Below are 14,991 nucleotides of genomic sequence, written 5' to 3'. Positions count from 1 at the left end.
CACCTTCAACGGCCGGATCACCCCGACCGGCAACTAACCAATGCCAAGGTCGGATCCACCGTTAATCAGACAGCCCCGATGGCGGAAACGGGCATACGGGTGGGGGAGCTGCTCGCTCTGCGGGTTGAGGATGTTTCCCCGGGGGATTGCAGCCTTGTTATTCGCCGCGCTAAGGGCGGCAAGTCGCGGCGGGTGCGGTTTTCAGCGGCCTGCGCCGCGGCGTTGGAGAGATACATTAGATCCCGGCGAATGGCCGGATGGGAAGATGGCCCGCTGTGGATTGGCAAGCGGGCGCCCCTGGACTATAAGGGGCTTACCCAAAGCCTCAAGGGAAGGGCCGGGGAGGCCGGGGTGAAGAATTTTCACCCGCACCGTTTGCGTCATACGGCTGCGGTGCGGTGGTTGAGAAGTGGTGGTTCGGAGACCGGTTTGATGGCGCAGGCGGGCTGGAAGTCACGAGAAATGATCGGCCGCTATGTGTCTACGGCCGCGGAGGAGTTGGCGGCGTCTGAGTTTGATCGGCTGAATTTGGGGTTTGGATAGACACGGCTCGCCAGTCCTATTGCGTTGCTCAAGCTCCGCCTTCAAGAAGTGGCGCGGCACACTCATGCGCCTTGCCCTTAGCGCAGACGTTGTGGTTGGTGCACACTTGAAGTCATTGACAGGAGTGAGTGCATGGTGACGAGACGACCCACACAGCAACTGAAGGCCGGCGTCCGTGTTCGTGTCCGCATTGGTGGCGCGACGTACAACGCTGTCATCACTGACGTCCGCGGCGACCGCATCTTTGTCACGGTCGACCCGGATTCTGACGCGCCGCTGGACACCTTCTACCACCGGGATGAGCTGCTAGCGAAAGCGTAGATTCACCAGGGCGGAGAGACCGCCGTCAGCCGCCACGTTTCTCGGCGATGTCGATAGCCCGTTGAATTCTGCCGAACGTCAAGGCGTAGCCGTGCTCTTCGGGCAGCGGTGGCAGCGGCGGGCTCTCGGGCAGGCGCTAGCCGTTATCTGAACCGGCCGCCTGAAACCGGAGCATTCACCACCGCCTTGTCGCTGAACCGGTCCTCAGCATAGCGATGACGCGGTAGTTATGGTCGCATCAGCAGTAACCAACAGCGAAGCCGCCTCATTTGCCCGTTTCTTTGTAGTATTCGCGGCGTTTCTGATTCAACCGCTCCCTATTGGCCCGCCGGTAGGCCGCCGAGTCCGGGTATTTTTCCTGACAGGCCACCAGGCATCTGGCGCAGCGGCAGTCGTAGTTCGCATAGCCGTTCCATGTGCCGTGAACGTGCTCGGGGATGGGGCGGCGCTTGCGTCGTTCTTTGGCCTCTTTACACCGTTTACGGTAGGCGGCCACACAGTCGTCGCAGCGGCAGCCCTTGTCGTAGGTTCGGGCGAGCCCGTGGTCCTCGGGCAAGAGTGGGATCGCTTCGCCGCGGGCGTTGATCCAGCTCTCAAGTTTCATAGTCACCATTGTAAACTACTGCAGAAGTTTCAGGTCTCCCGTTACCGGGTTGAGGTTTTCGTCGGTGTCGGGCCCGATGGCGGCGCAGGTCAGGGTGGGCACCCCGCCGAATTCGGTTTTGCCGTTGTCGCGGATGGTGACATTAAGGAGGCCGGCGCTCTCCGCGGCGCGGACCACATCTACGAGTTCTTGCTCGGATTCGACGCGGACGCAGATCTTGGTGAAGTTGCCGGCGCACGCCCGCAGCATGGCAAGTACATCCTCATCGGGCAGCGCCGGAACGGGCCCCTGCGTCAATCTGGGCGGCCTAACCGCCAGCAGCCGGGAAACGTCCACCTCTTCTTCAACGCTCACCCATTTGGCGAACTGCTTCACGGCGATCAACCGCAGCCGGATCGTGTTGGTGGACAGGCCGGCATCCATCATGTCAGTCACGAACGCCAGGGCCGCGTCCCTGGTCAGGGCGGGCTTCTCCCGCCGGTGCTCGCAGCGCGTGATGAACGCCTGCACGCCCTCCCGGTAGGCAGCGATGGTTTTGGGCGACTTTTCCTCGGTGCGCAGCAGCCGCAGCCACGATTCTAATAAGACCCGAAGGTCCAGCAAACCCCAATCCACGCAGTTAGTGTACCCAAGAAGCCCCGTGGTGGTAGAAGTGGTTGCGTCGCCGCAGGTCGCAGCGCGTGTCTGTAGATTATTAGCAAACGAGCTAATTACCGGTTAGTAGACCTAATTTGGTCCGTATCAGATCAGACCCAGCTCCGTAACGGCCTTGCGCTCGTCGGCCAGCTCGGCGGTCGACTTGTCGATGCGGGCGCGGGAGAACTCGTCGATGTCCAGGCCCTGGACGATCGACCAGTTGCCGTCCTTGGTGGTCACCGGGAACGACGAGATGAGGCCCTCCGGCACGCCGTAGGAGCCGTCGGAGAGCACCGCCATCGAAACCCAGTCGCCCTTCGGGCTGCCGAGCAGCCAATCGCGGGCGGCGTCGATGGTCGCCGACGCGGCCGAGGCCGCCGACGACGCGCCGCGTGCGTCGATGATCGCCGCGCCGCGCTTGGCGACGGTCGGGATGAAGTCGTTCTCGATCCAGTTTTGGTCGTTGACGACCTCCGCGGCGTTCTGGCCCTTGATTTCGGCGTGGAAGATGTCGGGGTACTGGGTGGCCGAGTGGTTGCCCCAGATCGTCATCTTCGTGATGTCGGTGACCTTGGCGCCGGTCTTTCGGGCCAGCTGCGAGATCGCCCGGTTGTGGTCCAGGCGGGTGAGCGCGGAGAACCGCTCCTTCGGGACGTCGGGGGCGTTGCTCATCGCGATCAGCGCGTTGGTGTTGGCGGGGTTGCCGGTCACGCCGACGCGAACGTCGTCGGCGGCGACGGAGTTGAGCGCCTTGCCCTGGGCGGTGAAGATCGCGCCGTTGGCCTCGAGCAGGTCGCCGCGCTCCATGCCCGGGCCGCGGGGGCGGGCGCCGACGAGCAGGGCGAGGTTCACGCCGTCGAAGATCTTGTTCGGGTCGGCGCCGATCTCAACGCCGGACAGCAGCGGGAAGGCGCAGTCGTCGAGCTCCATCACCACGCCCTCGAGCGCCTTGAGCGCGGGCTCGATCTCGAGCAGGCGCAGCTCGATCGGGCGGTCGGCCCCCAGCAGCGACCCACTGGCCAGGCGGAACAACAGGCTGTAGCCGATCTGGCCGGCGGCGCCGGTGACGGCGACCTTGACAGGACTTGCGCTCACGTCGTGTTACCCCTCTTACCCCGTGCGCGGACGGTTCGTTCGATCAGGTCGAAACTAGCGCACCCGCGCCGGGCCCCGGATCGCGGTCCGTTACCAGGCCGGACGCGTAGCATTGAGCACCGTGTCTCCCGGGTTTGACGCGCTGCCGGAAGCGTTGCGACCGGTGGTGAGACCCCGTGCGGTACCCCACGTCCACCCCGTCGCTCAGCCCGCCGAACCGTTGGTCGACTGCGGCGTCTACGTCGACGGCGAGCGGCTGCCCGGCAGCTACGGCTACGCCGACGCGCTGTGCAAGGTCCGCGAGATCGCGCTGACGGGCCGCGACGCGTTCGTCTGGATCGGACTGCACGAGCCCGACGAGAGCCACATGCAAGAGGTGGCCGACGTGTTCGGGCTGCATCCGTTGGCGGTCGAGGACGCCGTGCACGCCCACCAGCGGCCCAAACTCGAACGCTACGACGACACGCTGTTCCTGGTGCTGAAGACCGTCAACTACGTCCCGCACGAATCGGTCGTGCTGGCCCGCGAGATCGTCGAGACCGGCGAGGTGATGGTCTTCGTCGAGAAGGATTTCGTGGTCACCGTCCGCCACGGCGAGCACGGCGGGCTGTCCGACGTGCGCAAGCAGATGGAAGCCCGCCCCGCGCAGCTGCGGCTGGGACCGTACGCGGTGATGCACGCCATCGCCGACTGCGTGGTGGACCAGTACCTCGCGGTGACCGGCCTGATGGAAAACGACATCGACGCCATCGAGGAGGTGGCGTTCTCGCCGGGCCGCAAGATCGACGTCGAACCGATCTACATGCTGAAGCGTGAGGTCGTCGAGCTGCGCCGCTGTGTCAACCCGTTGAGCGTTGCGTTCCAACGGATTCAGACGGAGTACAAGGACCTGATCTCCAAGGAGGTGCGGCGCTATCTGCGCGACGTCACCGACCACCACACCGAGGCCGCCGACCAGATCGCCAGCTACGACGACATGCTCAACTCGCTGGTGCAGGCCGCGCTGGCCCGGGTCGGCATGCAGCAGAACAACGACATGCGCAAGATGGCGGCCTGGGCCGGCATCTTGGCGGTGCCCACGATGGTCGCCGCGATCTACGGGATGAACTTCCACTTCATGCCCGAGCTGAACTGGACGTGGGGCTACCCCGCGGTCATGGCCGTCATGGCCGTCGTCTGTTTGGTGCTGTACTTCCAGTTCCGCAACCGCGACTGGCTGTAACCTTCTCCGCCGAGCGTGCATCTGTTGCGAGATTTCGGCGAAAAATTCGCAACAGATGCACGCTCGATGAAGGGGGCGGTGGGCGTCAGCGTGGCTGTGCCGCGGGGCGTTTGGGGTCCAGCACGTCGACGCCGTCGTTGTCCCAGGCCTGGTGCATCGCCTCGGGGCCCTTGAGGCGCACCCACGCGGCCTCGGTCGCGGTGATCGGGGTCGCCGCCAGGAAGGTCACCGGCTCCGCGGGCGGGTCCAGCGGTAACGCCGGGATATCGCTGGGGCCCAACAACACCGCGGTGAACGGCGCGCGCGCCCATAGCGATGCGCCGAGGTCGATCAGCGCGTCGGGCACCAGTACCGTTCCCTCGACGGCCGGCGCGGCGGCGACAATCGCGAGACTGCGCGCCAGCCCCGGTACCGATCCCGGGTTGCGCAGCCGCAGCACGACTTCGGCGCGCGGACCACGCAGCGGGTCGGCGACGATCTCCGCGGGATCGGTCATCGGATGCCGCGAACACCCCGCCGAGATGTAGTGCACCAATCCCCCGGTGGCAAACCGCAGCACCTCGATGGGCTCGACACCGAGAAACGTCACGCTCGCCGAATCGGGCTGCAACCCAGCGAAGTGCTCCCGCAGGTGCGCGCGAACGCGGTCCGGGATCGCGGTCACGGCGCGACGGTCAGGTTCGCCCCGGAGCCGGCGTCGAACACCGCCACCTTCGACGTGTCGAGGGCCAGCTGGACCGACTGTCCGAGGGCCGCCTTTGACTCGGCGGGAACCCTTGCCACGAACTGGTTTTCGTGTACCTCGCCCTCGGCCTCCAGCTCGTCGAGCTGGGCGGCGTGCACGGCCGGGCCCGCGGTGGTGAAGTACACGTACTTGTCCGCGCCCAGCGACTCGACCAGGTCGACCTTCACCTCGAAGGTCAGCGCCCTGATCCGCTGGTACCCGTCGATCAGCGCGGCGTCGGCCAGGTGCTCGGGGCGGACCCCGACGATGACGCCGGCCGGTTTCGGATGCCCCTCGATCACCTGCTGGACCTCCGGCGGCAACGTCACCTCGCCGAAGGGCAGCCGCAGCCCGAAGGACGTCAGGGTCGCGGGGAAGAAGTTCATCGCCGGCGAGCCGATGAACCCCGCGACGAACAGGTTGGCGGGGCGCTCGTAAAGCTCCTCGGGGGTGCCGATCTGCTGTGCCACGCCGCCGTGCATCACCACCACGCGGTCACCCAGCGTCATGGCCTCGGTCTGATCGTGGGTGACGTAGACGGTGGTGGTGCCCAACCTGCGCTGGAGCCGGGCGATCTCGCCGCGCACCTGCACCCGCAGCTTGGCGTCGAGGTTGGACAGCGGCTCGTCCATCAGGAACGCCTTGGGGTGCCGAACGATCGCGCGGCCCATCGCGACCCGCTGCCGCTGCCCGCCCGAAAGCTGGGCGGGCTTGCGGTCCAGAAGTTCGGTGAGGTCAAGGGTTTTCGCCGTCTCGGCCACCTTCTGCGCGATCTCGGCCTTCTTCATCTTGGCCAGGGTCAGCGGGAACGCGATGTTCTGCCGCACGGTCATGTGCGGGTAGAGCGCGTAGGACTGGAACACCATCGCGATATCGCGGTCCTTGGGCGCCTTCTCGTTCACCCGCACGCCGTCGATGCGCAGTTCGCCCGACGATATATCCTCAAGCCCGGCAATCATATTCAGCGTTGTCGTCTTGCCGCAGCCGGACGGCCCCACCAGGATCAGGAATTCGCCGTCGGCGATCGTGATGCTCAGGTCGCGCACCGCCGACGAGCCGTCCGCGTAGCTTTTGCTGATGTGCTCCAGCACAATCTCCGCCATCGCGCTATCCCTTCACAGCGCCAGAGGTCAACCCGGCGACAATACGTCGTTGGAAAATTAGAACAAATACGATGATCGGGACGGTAATCACGACGGCGCCGGCCGCGATCGATCCGGTGGGCTCCTCGAACTGCGAGCTGCCGCTGAAGTTCGCGATGGCCACCGGCGCGGTGATCGCCGCCTCGGTGGCGGTCAGCGACAGCGCCAGCAGCAGGTCGTTCCAGGCGAAGATGAACACCAGGATGGCCGCGGTGACCAGCCCGGGGGCCGCCAGCGGCACGATCACCTTGCGGAACGCCTGACCCGGCGTGGCGCCGTCCACCTTGGCCGCCCTTTCCAGGTCCCACGGGATCTCCCTGAAGAAGGCCGACAACGTGTAAATGGCCAGGGGCAGCGCGAAAGCGATGTAGGGCAGGATCAGCCCGCCCCACGTATCGAACAGCCCCCCCCGCCGCTCGATGTTGAACAACGGGGTGACCAGCGAGATGGCCGGGAACATGGTGATCAGCAGGGCGGCGCCGATCAGCAGCCGCTTGCCGGGAAAGTCCAGCCGGGCAACGGCGTAGGCGGCCATCGCGCCGATCACCACCGCGATCGCCGTGGTGATCAACCCGACCCCGATGGAATTGATCAGCGCCGAACTGAAGAACTCGCCCCGGAAGATGCCGCGGTAGTTCTCGAGGGTCACCGACGACGGAATCAGCTTGCCGTCCTTGACCGTTGACGACGGTTTGAGCGACAGCGACACAATCCACAGCACCGGGACGAGCGCGTACAGCACGACCGCCGTGTCGACCGCCGCCCAGAAGGCGCGCCTCCCGTTCATACGCCCTCGCCCGGCGGCGGTGAAGTAGGTTGGGAGGCGCCGAAAAGCTTGATGTAGACCAGCGCGATGACGCCCGCGAACAGGAAGATCAGCACGCTGATCGCCGAACCCAGCCCCAGGTTGAAGCCCTTGAACAGGTTGTCGTAGCCCAGGATCGACACCGAGGCGGTGGTGTTGGCGCCATCGGTCAGCACGTAGATGTTGTCGAAGATGCGGAAGGCGTCCAGCGTCCGGAACAGCAGCGCCACCACGACCGCCGGCTTGATGATGGGCAGGATGACTTTCGTCAGCCGCCGCCAGGCGCCTGCCCCGTCGACGTGCGCTGCCTTCACCAGATCCTCGGGCACCAGCGCCAGCCCCGCGAGCAGCAGCAGCGACATGAACGGCGTGGTCTTCCACACCTCGGCGAGCACAACGATGCCCAGTGACGGAATCTGTTGCGTCAGCGGGGCGCTCCCCTGCGGCAACAGGTTCGCCAAATACCCGGTTCCCGGGGTCCACGCGTAATACCAGCTGTACGACGCGACGACGGTGACGATCCCGTAGGGGATCAGCACCGCGGTGCGCACCAGGCCCCTGCCGACGAGCGTGCGGTGCATCACCAGCGCCAGCGCCAGGCCCAGCACGAATTCGATCGACACCGACACCACCGTGATTCCCAGCGTCACCGCCAGCGCCGTCCACCAATACCGGTCGGACAGGATCGTCTGGTAGTTACCCAGCCCGACGAAGGTGGTGTCGTTCGGGGTCGCAAAGTTGTTGCGCTGCAGGCTAAGCCACACCGCATAGGCGATGGGGTAACCCGTCACCACCAGCATCAGCACCGCCGCAGGGGCGACCAGCGCCAGGCCAAGCCGCCGTTCGGTCACGGCAGCAGCCCCTTGCCGTCGATGGCCCGCTGCGCCTGAGCGGTGAGTTCGTCGGCCGTGCGCTCGGGGTCGATCCGGGTGATCGGGCTCAGCACCGACGACAGCCGCAGCGACAACGCCTGGTACACCGGCGTCGCCGGGCGCACGGCCGCGTCGGTGAGCTGCCGACGGATGATGGTGTACATCGGATACTTGGCCTGAAACTGGGGATCGCCGTACAGCGTGGTGCGCACCGCGGGCAGGCCGCCCTGGATCGAAACGTACTTCTGGCTCTGCAGGCTGCGCAGGCAGCGCACCGCCTCGAACGCCTCCGCACGGTGGCGGGTGGTGCTGGCCACCGCCAGGTTCAGGCCGCCGATGGTCACCTTGGCCGGCCGGCCCGGGGCCACGGCGGGATACGGTGCGAAACCGAACACCTTCTTGCTGGCGTCGTAGGCGATGCGGAACTGCTCGTCGGTGGGCACGAACGTCCCGACGTCGTCGATGCTGCCGGCCAGCGCGGGGTCGCGGTTCAGCGGGAGGAACGGCACGCCGCCCTTCGCCGCGTTCTCCAGCATCGACGCGAGCACATAGGGCCAGTTGACCTCGAGCGCAGCCCTGCCCTGCTCCACGGCCAGCCGCGCGGTGCCCTCGTCGGTACGGCTGATCGACGGGTCGGCGCCCGGGGCGGTGGCCACCGACTTGAGGATCCGCAGCGCGCGCACGGTGGCGTCGCGGTGGGCGGGCGTGTCGGTCAGCGTGACCTGTCGGCCGTCGTCGGAGAGCACCTGACCACCCGCGCTCACCAGCAGCGTGTTGAACCACACCACCAGGCCCTCGCCCTCGTTGGCCTGCACGGCGATCCACGCCGGCCGGCCCGCGGCGTGCAGCTTGGCGGCCTCGGCCACCACGGCGTCCCAGGTCGCCGGCGGTTGGCCCACCAAATCCGGCCGGTACCACAGCAACTGGGTGTTGGTGGTCACGGGCGCGCCGTACAACTCGTGCTTCCACCGGGCCGTCGCCAGCGGGCCCGGCAAGGTGTCGACGGTGGCGTCGGCCTCGGCTCGCCCGGCCGGGTCGTCCGTCAACGGCAGCGCCCAACCCGCCTCGGCGAACTCCGCGGTCCACACCACGTCGAGCGCCATCACGTCCAGGCCGCGGTCGTGGGCGCTCAGCCGCCGCGCCAGCTGCACCCGCTGCTCGCCCGGCCCCCTGGGCAGACTCACGTGCCGGACCGCGAAGCGGCCCCGAAACTGCTTGGTGCACTCCTGGGCGATCGCGGTGAAGGTGGCCGCGTCGGTGGCCGGCGTGTAGAAGCTGATCACCAGCCCGTGACCGGTCGAGCCGCACGCGGACAGCGCGACGGTGAGGGTGGCCAGGGCGGTCGCGCCTATCCGGCGTGCGCGCCCATGACGAATCACAGCCTCAGATCGCCAGGCGCGCCAGCAGATCCCGCGCCTTTTCTGCGTTTTGCGGATCGCAGAGCACGTCGTAGCGGCCGGCCACCAATTGCATGGTCGAGCTGAAATCTCTCGTGCCCCTTGCCATTGCGTACGGAACGGCAGAGGTGATGAGGCCGAAGAACACGCCTGCGACCAGGCCGGTGGCCAGCGCGGCCCAGGGATTGGGGCTGAAGAAGCCGAGCACCAGCCCGATGAACAGGCCGAGCCAGGCCCCGCTGAGAACGCCGCCGCCGAGCACCTTCGGCCACGTCAGCCGGCCCGTGACGCGTTCGACCTGCATGAGGTCGACGCCGACGATGGTCACCTGCTGCACCGGGAATTCCTGTTCGGACAGGTAGTCGACCGCGCGCTGCGCCTCGGCGTAGGTGGGATACGACCCGACCGGCCAGCCCTTGGGCGGTGTCGGCAATGAGGGCACGCCGCGCCGGGCGGCCGCGGGGCCCGCGGGCGTGGCGCCGGGAACCTGACCCGGCTGGAACGGACTAGTCATCGCTGCTCACTCTCCTCCGCCTCCGCCATCTTCTCACTTCCGGGCCGTCGATTCGCGACGGAGGCGGCCGCGGCGCATGGGTTAGGTTGAACCCATGTCAGCTTCCGGCGGCGGCTTCGGCGACGACTCGGGCGGCCGGGACGACTGGACACCGCCGTGGGATCCGCCGGCCGACTACCCCCCGGCCTATGCGCCCCAGCCGCCCGGCTATGCGCCGCCGCCCGGCTACGCGCCCCCGCCCGCCTATCCCGACGGTCCTTACCCGACGCCGGACTACCCGGTTCAGGCCGGGACCAACGGGCTGGCAATCGCGTCGCTCATCGCGTCGTTCAGCGGGTTCCTCTTGTGCGTCGTCGGCTCGATCCTGGCCATCGTGCTGGGCGTGATCGCGCTGAACCAGATCAAGCAGACCCGCCAGGAGGGCTACGGCCTGGCCGTGGCCGGCATAGTGATCGGCGTCGGCAGCCTGGTGGTGTTTTTGATCATCGCGATGTTCAGCATCCATTCCCACTAGCGGAACTGATCGGACCGCGGCGACCCGCCACTGCGGCATGGTCGACTGCCATCGCGGCCTCGGCTGAATAGGCTCTTCTGCATGGCATCGGTCAACAGGGTCTACGTGGCGCGGCTCGCCCGGATGTTGGTGCTGGGCCCGCTCGGCGAAAGCTTTGGCCGCGTGCGCGATGTCGTGATCAGCATCAGCATCGTCCGCCAGCAGCCCCGCGTCCTGGGACTGGTCGTCGACCTCGCGACGCGGCGCAGCATCTTCATCCCGATGCTGCGCGTCGCGGCGATCGAGCCCAACGCGGTGACGCTCAACACCGGCAACGTGTCGCTGCGCCACTTCGAGCAGCGGCCCGGCGAGGTGCTGGCGATCGGCCAGGTGCTCGACACCCCCGTCAAGGTCAGCGATCCCGAACTGCCCGAGCTGGCCGGCGTCGAGGTCGTCATCACCGACCTGGGCATCGAGCAAATCCGCACCCGGGACTGGCTGGTGACCCGCGTCGCCGTCCGCACCCACCGGCGGCTGGGACGCCGCGGCCCCGCGCACGTCGTCGACTGGCACAACGTGCAGGGCCTGACCCCGTCGGCGCTGGCGCTGCCGGGGCAGGGGGTGGCGCAACTGCTCGACCAGTTCGCCGGCCGCAAGGCGGTCGACGTGGCCGACGCGATTCGCGGGCTGCCCCCAAAGCGGCGCTACGAGGTGCTCAAGGCGCTCGACGACGACCGGCTGGCCGACATCCTGCAGGAGTTGCCCGAGGTGGACCAGGCCGACGTCCTTTCGCAGCTGGGCACCGACCGATCCGCCGACGTGCTCGAGGAGATGGATCCCGACGACGCCGCCGACCTGCTCGGCATGCTGAACCCGACCGACGCCGAGATGCTGCTCACCCGCATGGACCCCGACGAATCCGAACCGGTGCGGCGGCTGCTCACCCACTCCCCCGACACCGCCGGCGGCCTGATGACCTCCAACCCGGTGGTGTTGACCCCCGACACCTCGGTCGCCGAGGCGCTGGCGCGCGTCCGCGATCCCGACCTCACCCCGGCGCTGTCGTCCATGGTGTTCGTGGTGCGCCCGCCGACGGCCACCCCCACCGGGCGCTACCTCGGCGTCGTCCAGTTGCAGCGGCTGCTGCGCGAGGCGCCGGCCGAGCTGGTCGGCGGGATCGTCGACAGCGACCTGCTCACCCTGTCGCCGGAGACCCCGCTGGGCGCGGTGACGCGCTACCTCGCCGCCTACAACCTGGTGTGCGGGCCGGTGCTCGACGACCAGAACCACCTGCTGGGCGCGGTGACCGTGGACGACCTGCTCGACCACCTGCTGCCGCACGACTGGCGCCGCGACGCGCAGGAGCTGGACACCACCGGCCGCATCGAACGACGACTGGGAGGATCCGGGTGAGCAAATCCACGGCACCGCGACGCCTGTACACCCCGCGGACGTCGCGCAGATACTCGCCGCGTCTCGATCCCGAGGCCGTCGGGCAGATCACCGAGCAGATCGCGCGTTTCTTCGGCACCGGCCGCTACCTGCTTTTGCAGACGATCCTGGTGGTCGGCTGGATTCTGGTGAACGTGTTCGCGGCCGCGCTGCGGTGGGACCCGTACCCGTTCATCCTGCTGAACCTGGCCTTCTCCACCCAGGCCGCCTATGCGGCGCCGCTGATCCTGCTGGCCCAGAACCGCCAGGAGAACCGCGACCGGGTCGCGCTCGAGGAGGACCGTCGCCGCGCCGCGCAGACCAAGGCCGACACCGAATACCTGGCCCGCGAGCTGGCGGCGCTGCGGCTGGCCGTGGGCGAGGTCGCGACGCGCGAGTACCTGCGCCACGAGCTGGAGGACATCCGCACTATGCTGGCCGAGCTACTGCCGGAAGGCGCGGACGGGGGGGCCGTGGGTGCGGACGAGGACTGGCAGCGGGTGGCTAAGAAATCCCGCTAATCTCAAATCCGCCATTGCGCCACTCCCGTCACGGGGGTTATGTATTGTGATCTGGTTCACGAAGCTAAGCAGGTAGTTTCCCGACCTTAGGACCGTCGAGTGCGCATTGGGGGACGCTGGGGTGCACGCCCGGCCACCGCGGCCGTGCGGCAGCGAGCCCATCGAGTGACGACAAGCCCGGCATTCGGCGTGGCCGTGATCAGTCCCCTGGTGTTCGCCGCAGCGGTCGGGGGCGCGGGCCCCACCGTCCAGGGGCACAACCCGCCGGTGCACAACCAGATTGCGCCGGTGAGCGCGGCCATCTTCCCGGTGGCCGCGGTTTCACCGACGGTCCCCGACACCAGCGGGCCGGTCGTCATCGCCCTCGATCACGCGCCGACGGCGTTCCACATCGCGGAGGCCGCCCCGTCCGCGCCACCGCCGCCGATGATCGTGAATACGCCTGGCGCGCTGGGGATTCCGTCGATCGCCCTGACCGCATACCGCAGGGCGGAAATGAAGATGGCGTCGGTCGCACCCGGCTGCGGCGTCAGCTGGAACCTGCTCGCCGGGATCGGGCGCATCGAGTCGGGCCACGCGGGCGGCGGCGCCGTCGACGCGCGCGGCACCGCGGTCGTCCCGATCTACGGCCCCGCGCTGGACGGCACGCTGCCGGGCAACGAGGTCATCCTGCAGAGCAGCGTGGGCAATCGCCCGACGTACGCGCGTGCGATGGGGCCGATGCAGTTCCTGCCCGGCACGTGGGCGCGCTACGCCGCCGACGGCAAGGGCGACGGGACGGCCGATCCGCAGAACCTGTTCGATTCCGCGCTGGCCGCCGCCAGGTACCTGTGCAGCGGCGGGCTCAACCTGCGCGACCCGTCGCAGGTCATGTCCGCGATCCTGCGCTACAACAACTCGGTGGCCTACGCGCAGAACGTGTTGGGATGGGCCGCCGCTTACGCCACCGGTGTGGTCCCGGTCGACCTGCCACCGCTGACCGGACCCCCGCCGCCGCTGGGCAACGCGCACGACGAGAACCCGGAGGGGCTCGGGCCCGGCTTGCCGATGAACGTCATCGGCCTGCCGACGGACGATCCGTTTGCGCGCACACCGCTGATCGACCTGAGTTCACCGCAGCCCACCCTTGCGCAGCAGCCGATGTTCCCGTGGATGACCCCGCAGCAGCAGGCACCCACGCAGCTGCCCGGCTGCACCGTGATCTGCATCGGTTCGAACCCGCCGACGCCACCCGCGTTCGCGCCACCGCCGTTCGGGCAGCCGGCGTTTGCGCCGCCGCCCTTTGCGCCACCGCCTCCCGCTCCGCCTCCCTTTGCGCCACCGCCTCCCGCGCCGCCGGCATTTGCGCCGCCGCCTCCCCCCGCGCCGCCCGCGCCGCCGGCCGGTGTGGCGGGCCCGGGCCCGGCGGCCGGGGCCCCCAAGCCCGCGGGCCCGGTGGCGGGCGGCTGACCAGCCAACAATCGCGCGCGCCTACACTCGGTGGCGATGTCCACTCATGATGCCGCCGACCTGAGCGAAGCCGTCCGCACCGCGTTGGCGAAGGTGATCGACCCCGAATTGCGCCGTCCCATCACCGAACTCGGGATGGTCAAGAGCGTCGACGTCGAGCCCGACGGCGGCGTGCACGTCGCGATCTACCTGACCACCGCCGCCTGCCCCAAAAAGACCGAGATCAGCGAACGCGTCACCGCGGTGGTCGCCGACGTCCCGGGCACCGGGGCCGTCAAGGTCACCCTCGACGTCATGAGCGACGAGCAGCGCACCGAGTTGCGCAAGCAGTTGCGCGGGGACGCGCGCGAGCCCGTCATCCCGTTCGCCCAACCCAACTCGCTGACCCGCGTCTACGCCGTCGCCTCCGGCAAGGGCGGCGTCGGAAAATCCAGCGTCACAGTCAATCTCGCGGTGGCGATGGCCGCGCGCGGCCTGTCGGTCGGCGTGCTCGACGCCGACATCCACGGCCACTCCGTCCCCCGGATGATGGGCACCACCGACCGGCCCACTCAGGTCGAGTCGATGATCCTGCCGCCCATCGCGCACGACGTGAAGGTCATCTCCATCGCCCAGTTCACCCAGGGCAACACCCCCGTGGTGTGGCGCGGCCCGATGCTGCACCGGGCGCTGCAGCAGTTCCTGGCCGACGTCTACTGGGGCGACCTGGACGTGCTGCTGCTCGACCTGCCGCCGGGGACCGGCGACGTCGCCATCTCGCTGGCACAGCTACTGCCCAGCGCGGAAATCCTGGTGGTGACCACGCCGCAACTGGCCGCGGCCGAGGTCGCCGAGCGGGCCGGCAGCATCGTGCTGCAAACCCGCCAGCGCATCGCCGGTGTGGTGGAGAACATGTCCGGGCTGACGCTGCCCGACGGCACCACCCTCCAGGTGTTCGGTGAGGGAGGCGGCCGGCAGGTCGCCGAGCGGCTGTCGCGCGCGGTCGGCGCCGACGTGCCGCTGCTGGGGCAGATCCCGCTGGACCCGGCGCTCGTCACCGCGGGCGATTCCGGCGTTCCGATCGTGCTCAGCGCGCCCGACTCCCCCGCCGGCAAGGAGCTGCGCAGCGTGGCCGACAGCCTGTCGTCGCGGCGGCGGGGCCTGGCGGGCGTGTCGCTGGGGCTCGACCCGACCAAGCACTGAGCGGCGCGGACCCTTTCTCGACTGTGCGCTCACGGCTTTG

The 14,991-nt window shown here is 68.3% G+C and carries 17 protein-coding genes; 8 read left to right on the top strand and 9 right to left on the bottom strand.

All coding sequences use genetic code 11. From position 1 onward, the window contains the following. Together BST11_RS15030 and BST11_RS15025 are read left to right on the top strand one after the other, a co-directional pair. A partial coding sequence (locus BST11_RS15030; protein ID WP_342351736.1) for a tyrosine-type recombinase/integrase occupies window positions 1–543 on the top strand: 543 nt, incomplete at its 5' end. 132 nt (window positions 544–675) lie between these two features. Continuing rightward, on the top strand, window positions 676–864 hold the full coding sequence (locus BST11_RS15025; protein ID WP_083138720.1) for a hypothetical protein: 189 nt from the start codon (window positions 676–678) through the stop codon (window positions 862–864). A 265-nt stretch (window positions 865–1,129) separates the two neighbouring features. On the opposite strand, the gene BST11_RS27170 is transcribed toward BST11_RS15025, so the two are convergent. From BST11_RS27170 to BST11_RS15015, 3 genes are all read right to left on the bottom strand, one after another. Continuing rightward, window positions 1,130–1,468: a hypothetical protein gene (locus BST11_RS27170; protein WP_142276364.1), complete on the bottom strand. Its 339-nt coding sequence runs from the start codon at window positions 1,466–1,468 to the stop codon at window positions 1,130–1,132. A 15-nt stretch (window positions 1,469–1,483) separates the two neighbouring features. Further along, entirely contained in the window at window positions 1,484–2,071 is a 588-nt protein-coding gene (locus BST11_RS15020; RefSeq protein ID WP_142276363.1) for a peptidyl-tRNA hydrolase, read from the bottom strand. Between the two features lie 138 nt (window positions 2,072–2,209). Continuing rightward, complete coding sequence (locus BST11_RS15015) at window positions 2,210–3,199, bottom strand: malate dehydrogenase (protein WP_083138718.1); 990 nt, start codon at window positions 3,197–3,199, stop codon at window positions 2,210–2,212. 121 nt (window positions 3,200–3,320) lie between these two features. Between BST11_RS15015 and corA the strand changes: the two genes are divergently transcribed. Next, window positions 3,321–4,421 (top strand): magnesium/cobalt transporter CorA, encoded by a 1,101-nt coding sequence (corA, locus tag BST11_RS15010; RefSeq protein WP_083138717.1) that lies wholly within the window; start codon window positions 3,321–3,323, stop codon window positions 4,419–4,421. Window positions 4,422–4,506: 85 nt separating this feature from the next. On the opposite strand, the gene BST11_RS15005 is transcribed toward corA, so the two are convergent. Genes BST11_RS15005 through BST11_RS14980 form a run of 6 tightly spaced genes read right to left on the bottom strand, consistent with a single transcriptional unit; the run spans window position 4,507 to window position 9,875 of the window. Next, the gene (locus BST11_RS15005; protein WP_083138716.1) at window positions 4,507–5,085 is read right to left on the bottom strand and encodes a suppressor of fused domain protein; all 579 of its coding nucleotides are present in this window, start codon (window positions 5,083–5,085) and stop codon (window positions 4,507–4,509) included. Beyond that, a complete protein-coding gene (locus BST11_RS15000; RefSeq protein WP_083138715.1) occupies window positions 5,082–6,248 on the bottom strand; it encodes an ABC transporter ATP-binding protein in 1,167 nt (388 codons plus the stop codon). The genes BST11_RS15005 and BST11_RS15000 overlap by 4 nt, the downstream gene beginning before the upstream one ends. A 4-nt stretch (window positions 6,249–6,252) precedes the next feature. Further along, on the bottom strand, window positions 6,253–7,074 hold the full coding sequence (locus BST11_RS14995) for a carbohydrate ABC transporter permease (protein ID WP_083138714.1): 822 nt from the start codon (window positions 7,072–7,074) through the stop codon (window positions 6,253–6,255). Next, window positions 7,071–7,943 (bottom strand): carbohydrate ABC transporter permease, encoded by an 873-nt coding sequence (locus BST11_RS14990; RefSeq protein WP_142276362.1) that lies wholly within the window; start codon window positions 7,941–7,943, stop codon window positions 7,071–7,073. The genes BST11_RS14995 and BST11_RS14990 overlap by 4 nt, the downstream gene beginning before the upstream one ends. Then, entirely contained in the window at window positions 7,940–9,343 is a 1,404-nt protein-coding gene (locus BST11_RS14985; RefSeq protein WP_083138713.1) for an extracellular solute-binding protein, read from the bottom strand. Before BST11_RS14985 ends, BST11_RS14990 begins: the two co-directional genes overlap by 4 nt. 4 nt (window positions 9,344–9,347) lie before the next feature. Beyond that, the gene (locus BST11_RS14980; protein ID WP_067316962.1) at window positions 9,348–9,875 is read right to left on the bottom strand and encodes a general stress protein; all 528 of its coding nucleotides are present in this window, start codon (window positions 9,873–9,875) and stop codon (window positions 9,348–9,350) included. 94 nt (window positions 9,876–9,969) lie between these two features. Between BST11_RS14980 and BST11_RS14975 the strand changes: the two genes are divergently transcribed. The 5 genes from BST11_RS14975 (at window position 9,970) to BST11_RS14955 (ending at window position 14,951) form a co-directional block, all read left to right on the top strand. Further along, window positions 9,970–10,389, top strand: coding sequence for a DUF4190 domain-containing protein (locus BST11_RS14975; RefSeq protein WP_083138712.1), 420 nt, complete (start codon window positions 9,970–9,972; stop codon window positions 10,387–10,389). Between the two features lie 81 nt (window positions 10,390–10,470). Next, window positions 10,471–11,781, top strand: a complete 1,311-nt coding sequence (locus BST11_RS14970; RefSeq protein ID WP_083138711.1) for a magnesium transporter MgtE N-terminal domain-containing protein — start codon at window positions 10,471–10,473, stop codon at window positions 11,779–11,781. Further along, window positions 11,778–12,320 carry a DUF1003 domain-containing protein gene (locus tag BST11_RS14965; RefSeq protein WP_083138710.1) on the top strand — a complete coding sequence of 181 codons (543 nt, stop codon included), beginning with the start codon at window positions 11,778–11,780 and terminating at the stop codon, window positions 12,318–12,320. Before BST11_RS14970 ends, BST11_RS14965 begins: the two co-directional genes overlap by 4 nt. Before the next feature lie 99 nt (window positions 12,321–12,419). Continuing rightward, the gene (locus BST11_RS14960) at window positions 12,420–13,769 is read left to right on the top strand and encodes a lytic transglycosylase domain-containing protein (protein WP_083138709.1); all 1,350 of its coding nucleotides are present in this window, start codon (window positions 12,420–12,422) and stop codon (window positions 13,767–13,769) included. A 36-nt stretch (window positions 13,770–13,805) separates the two neighbouring features. Next, window positions 13,806–14,951, top strand: a complete 1,146-nt coding sequence (locus tag BST11_RS14955) for an Mrp/NBP35 family ATP-binding protein (RefSeq protein WP_083138730.1) — start codon at window positions 13,806–13,808, stop codon at window positions 14,949–14,951. The last annotated feature ends 40 nt before the right edge of the window (window positions 14,952–14,991 follow it).

It is taken from the genome of Mycobacterium alsense (assembly GCF_002086635.1).
GTDB classification, from domain to species: domain Bacteria; phylum Actinomycetota; class Actinomycetes; order Mycobacteriales; family Mycobacteriaceae; genus Mycobacterium; species Mycobacterium alsense.
The sequence above is the reverse complement of the archived record's forward strand: the minus strand, read 5'-3'. Positions and strand labels throughout refer to the sequence as shown.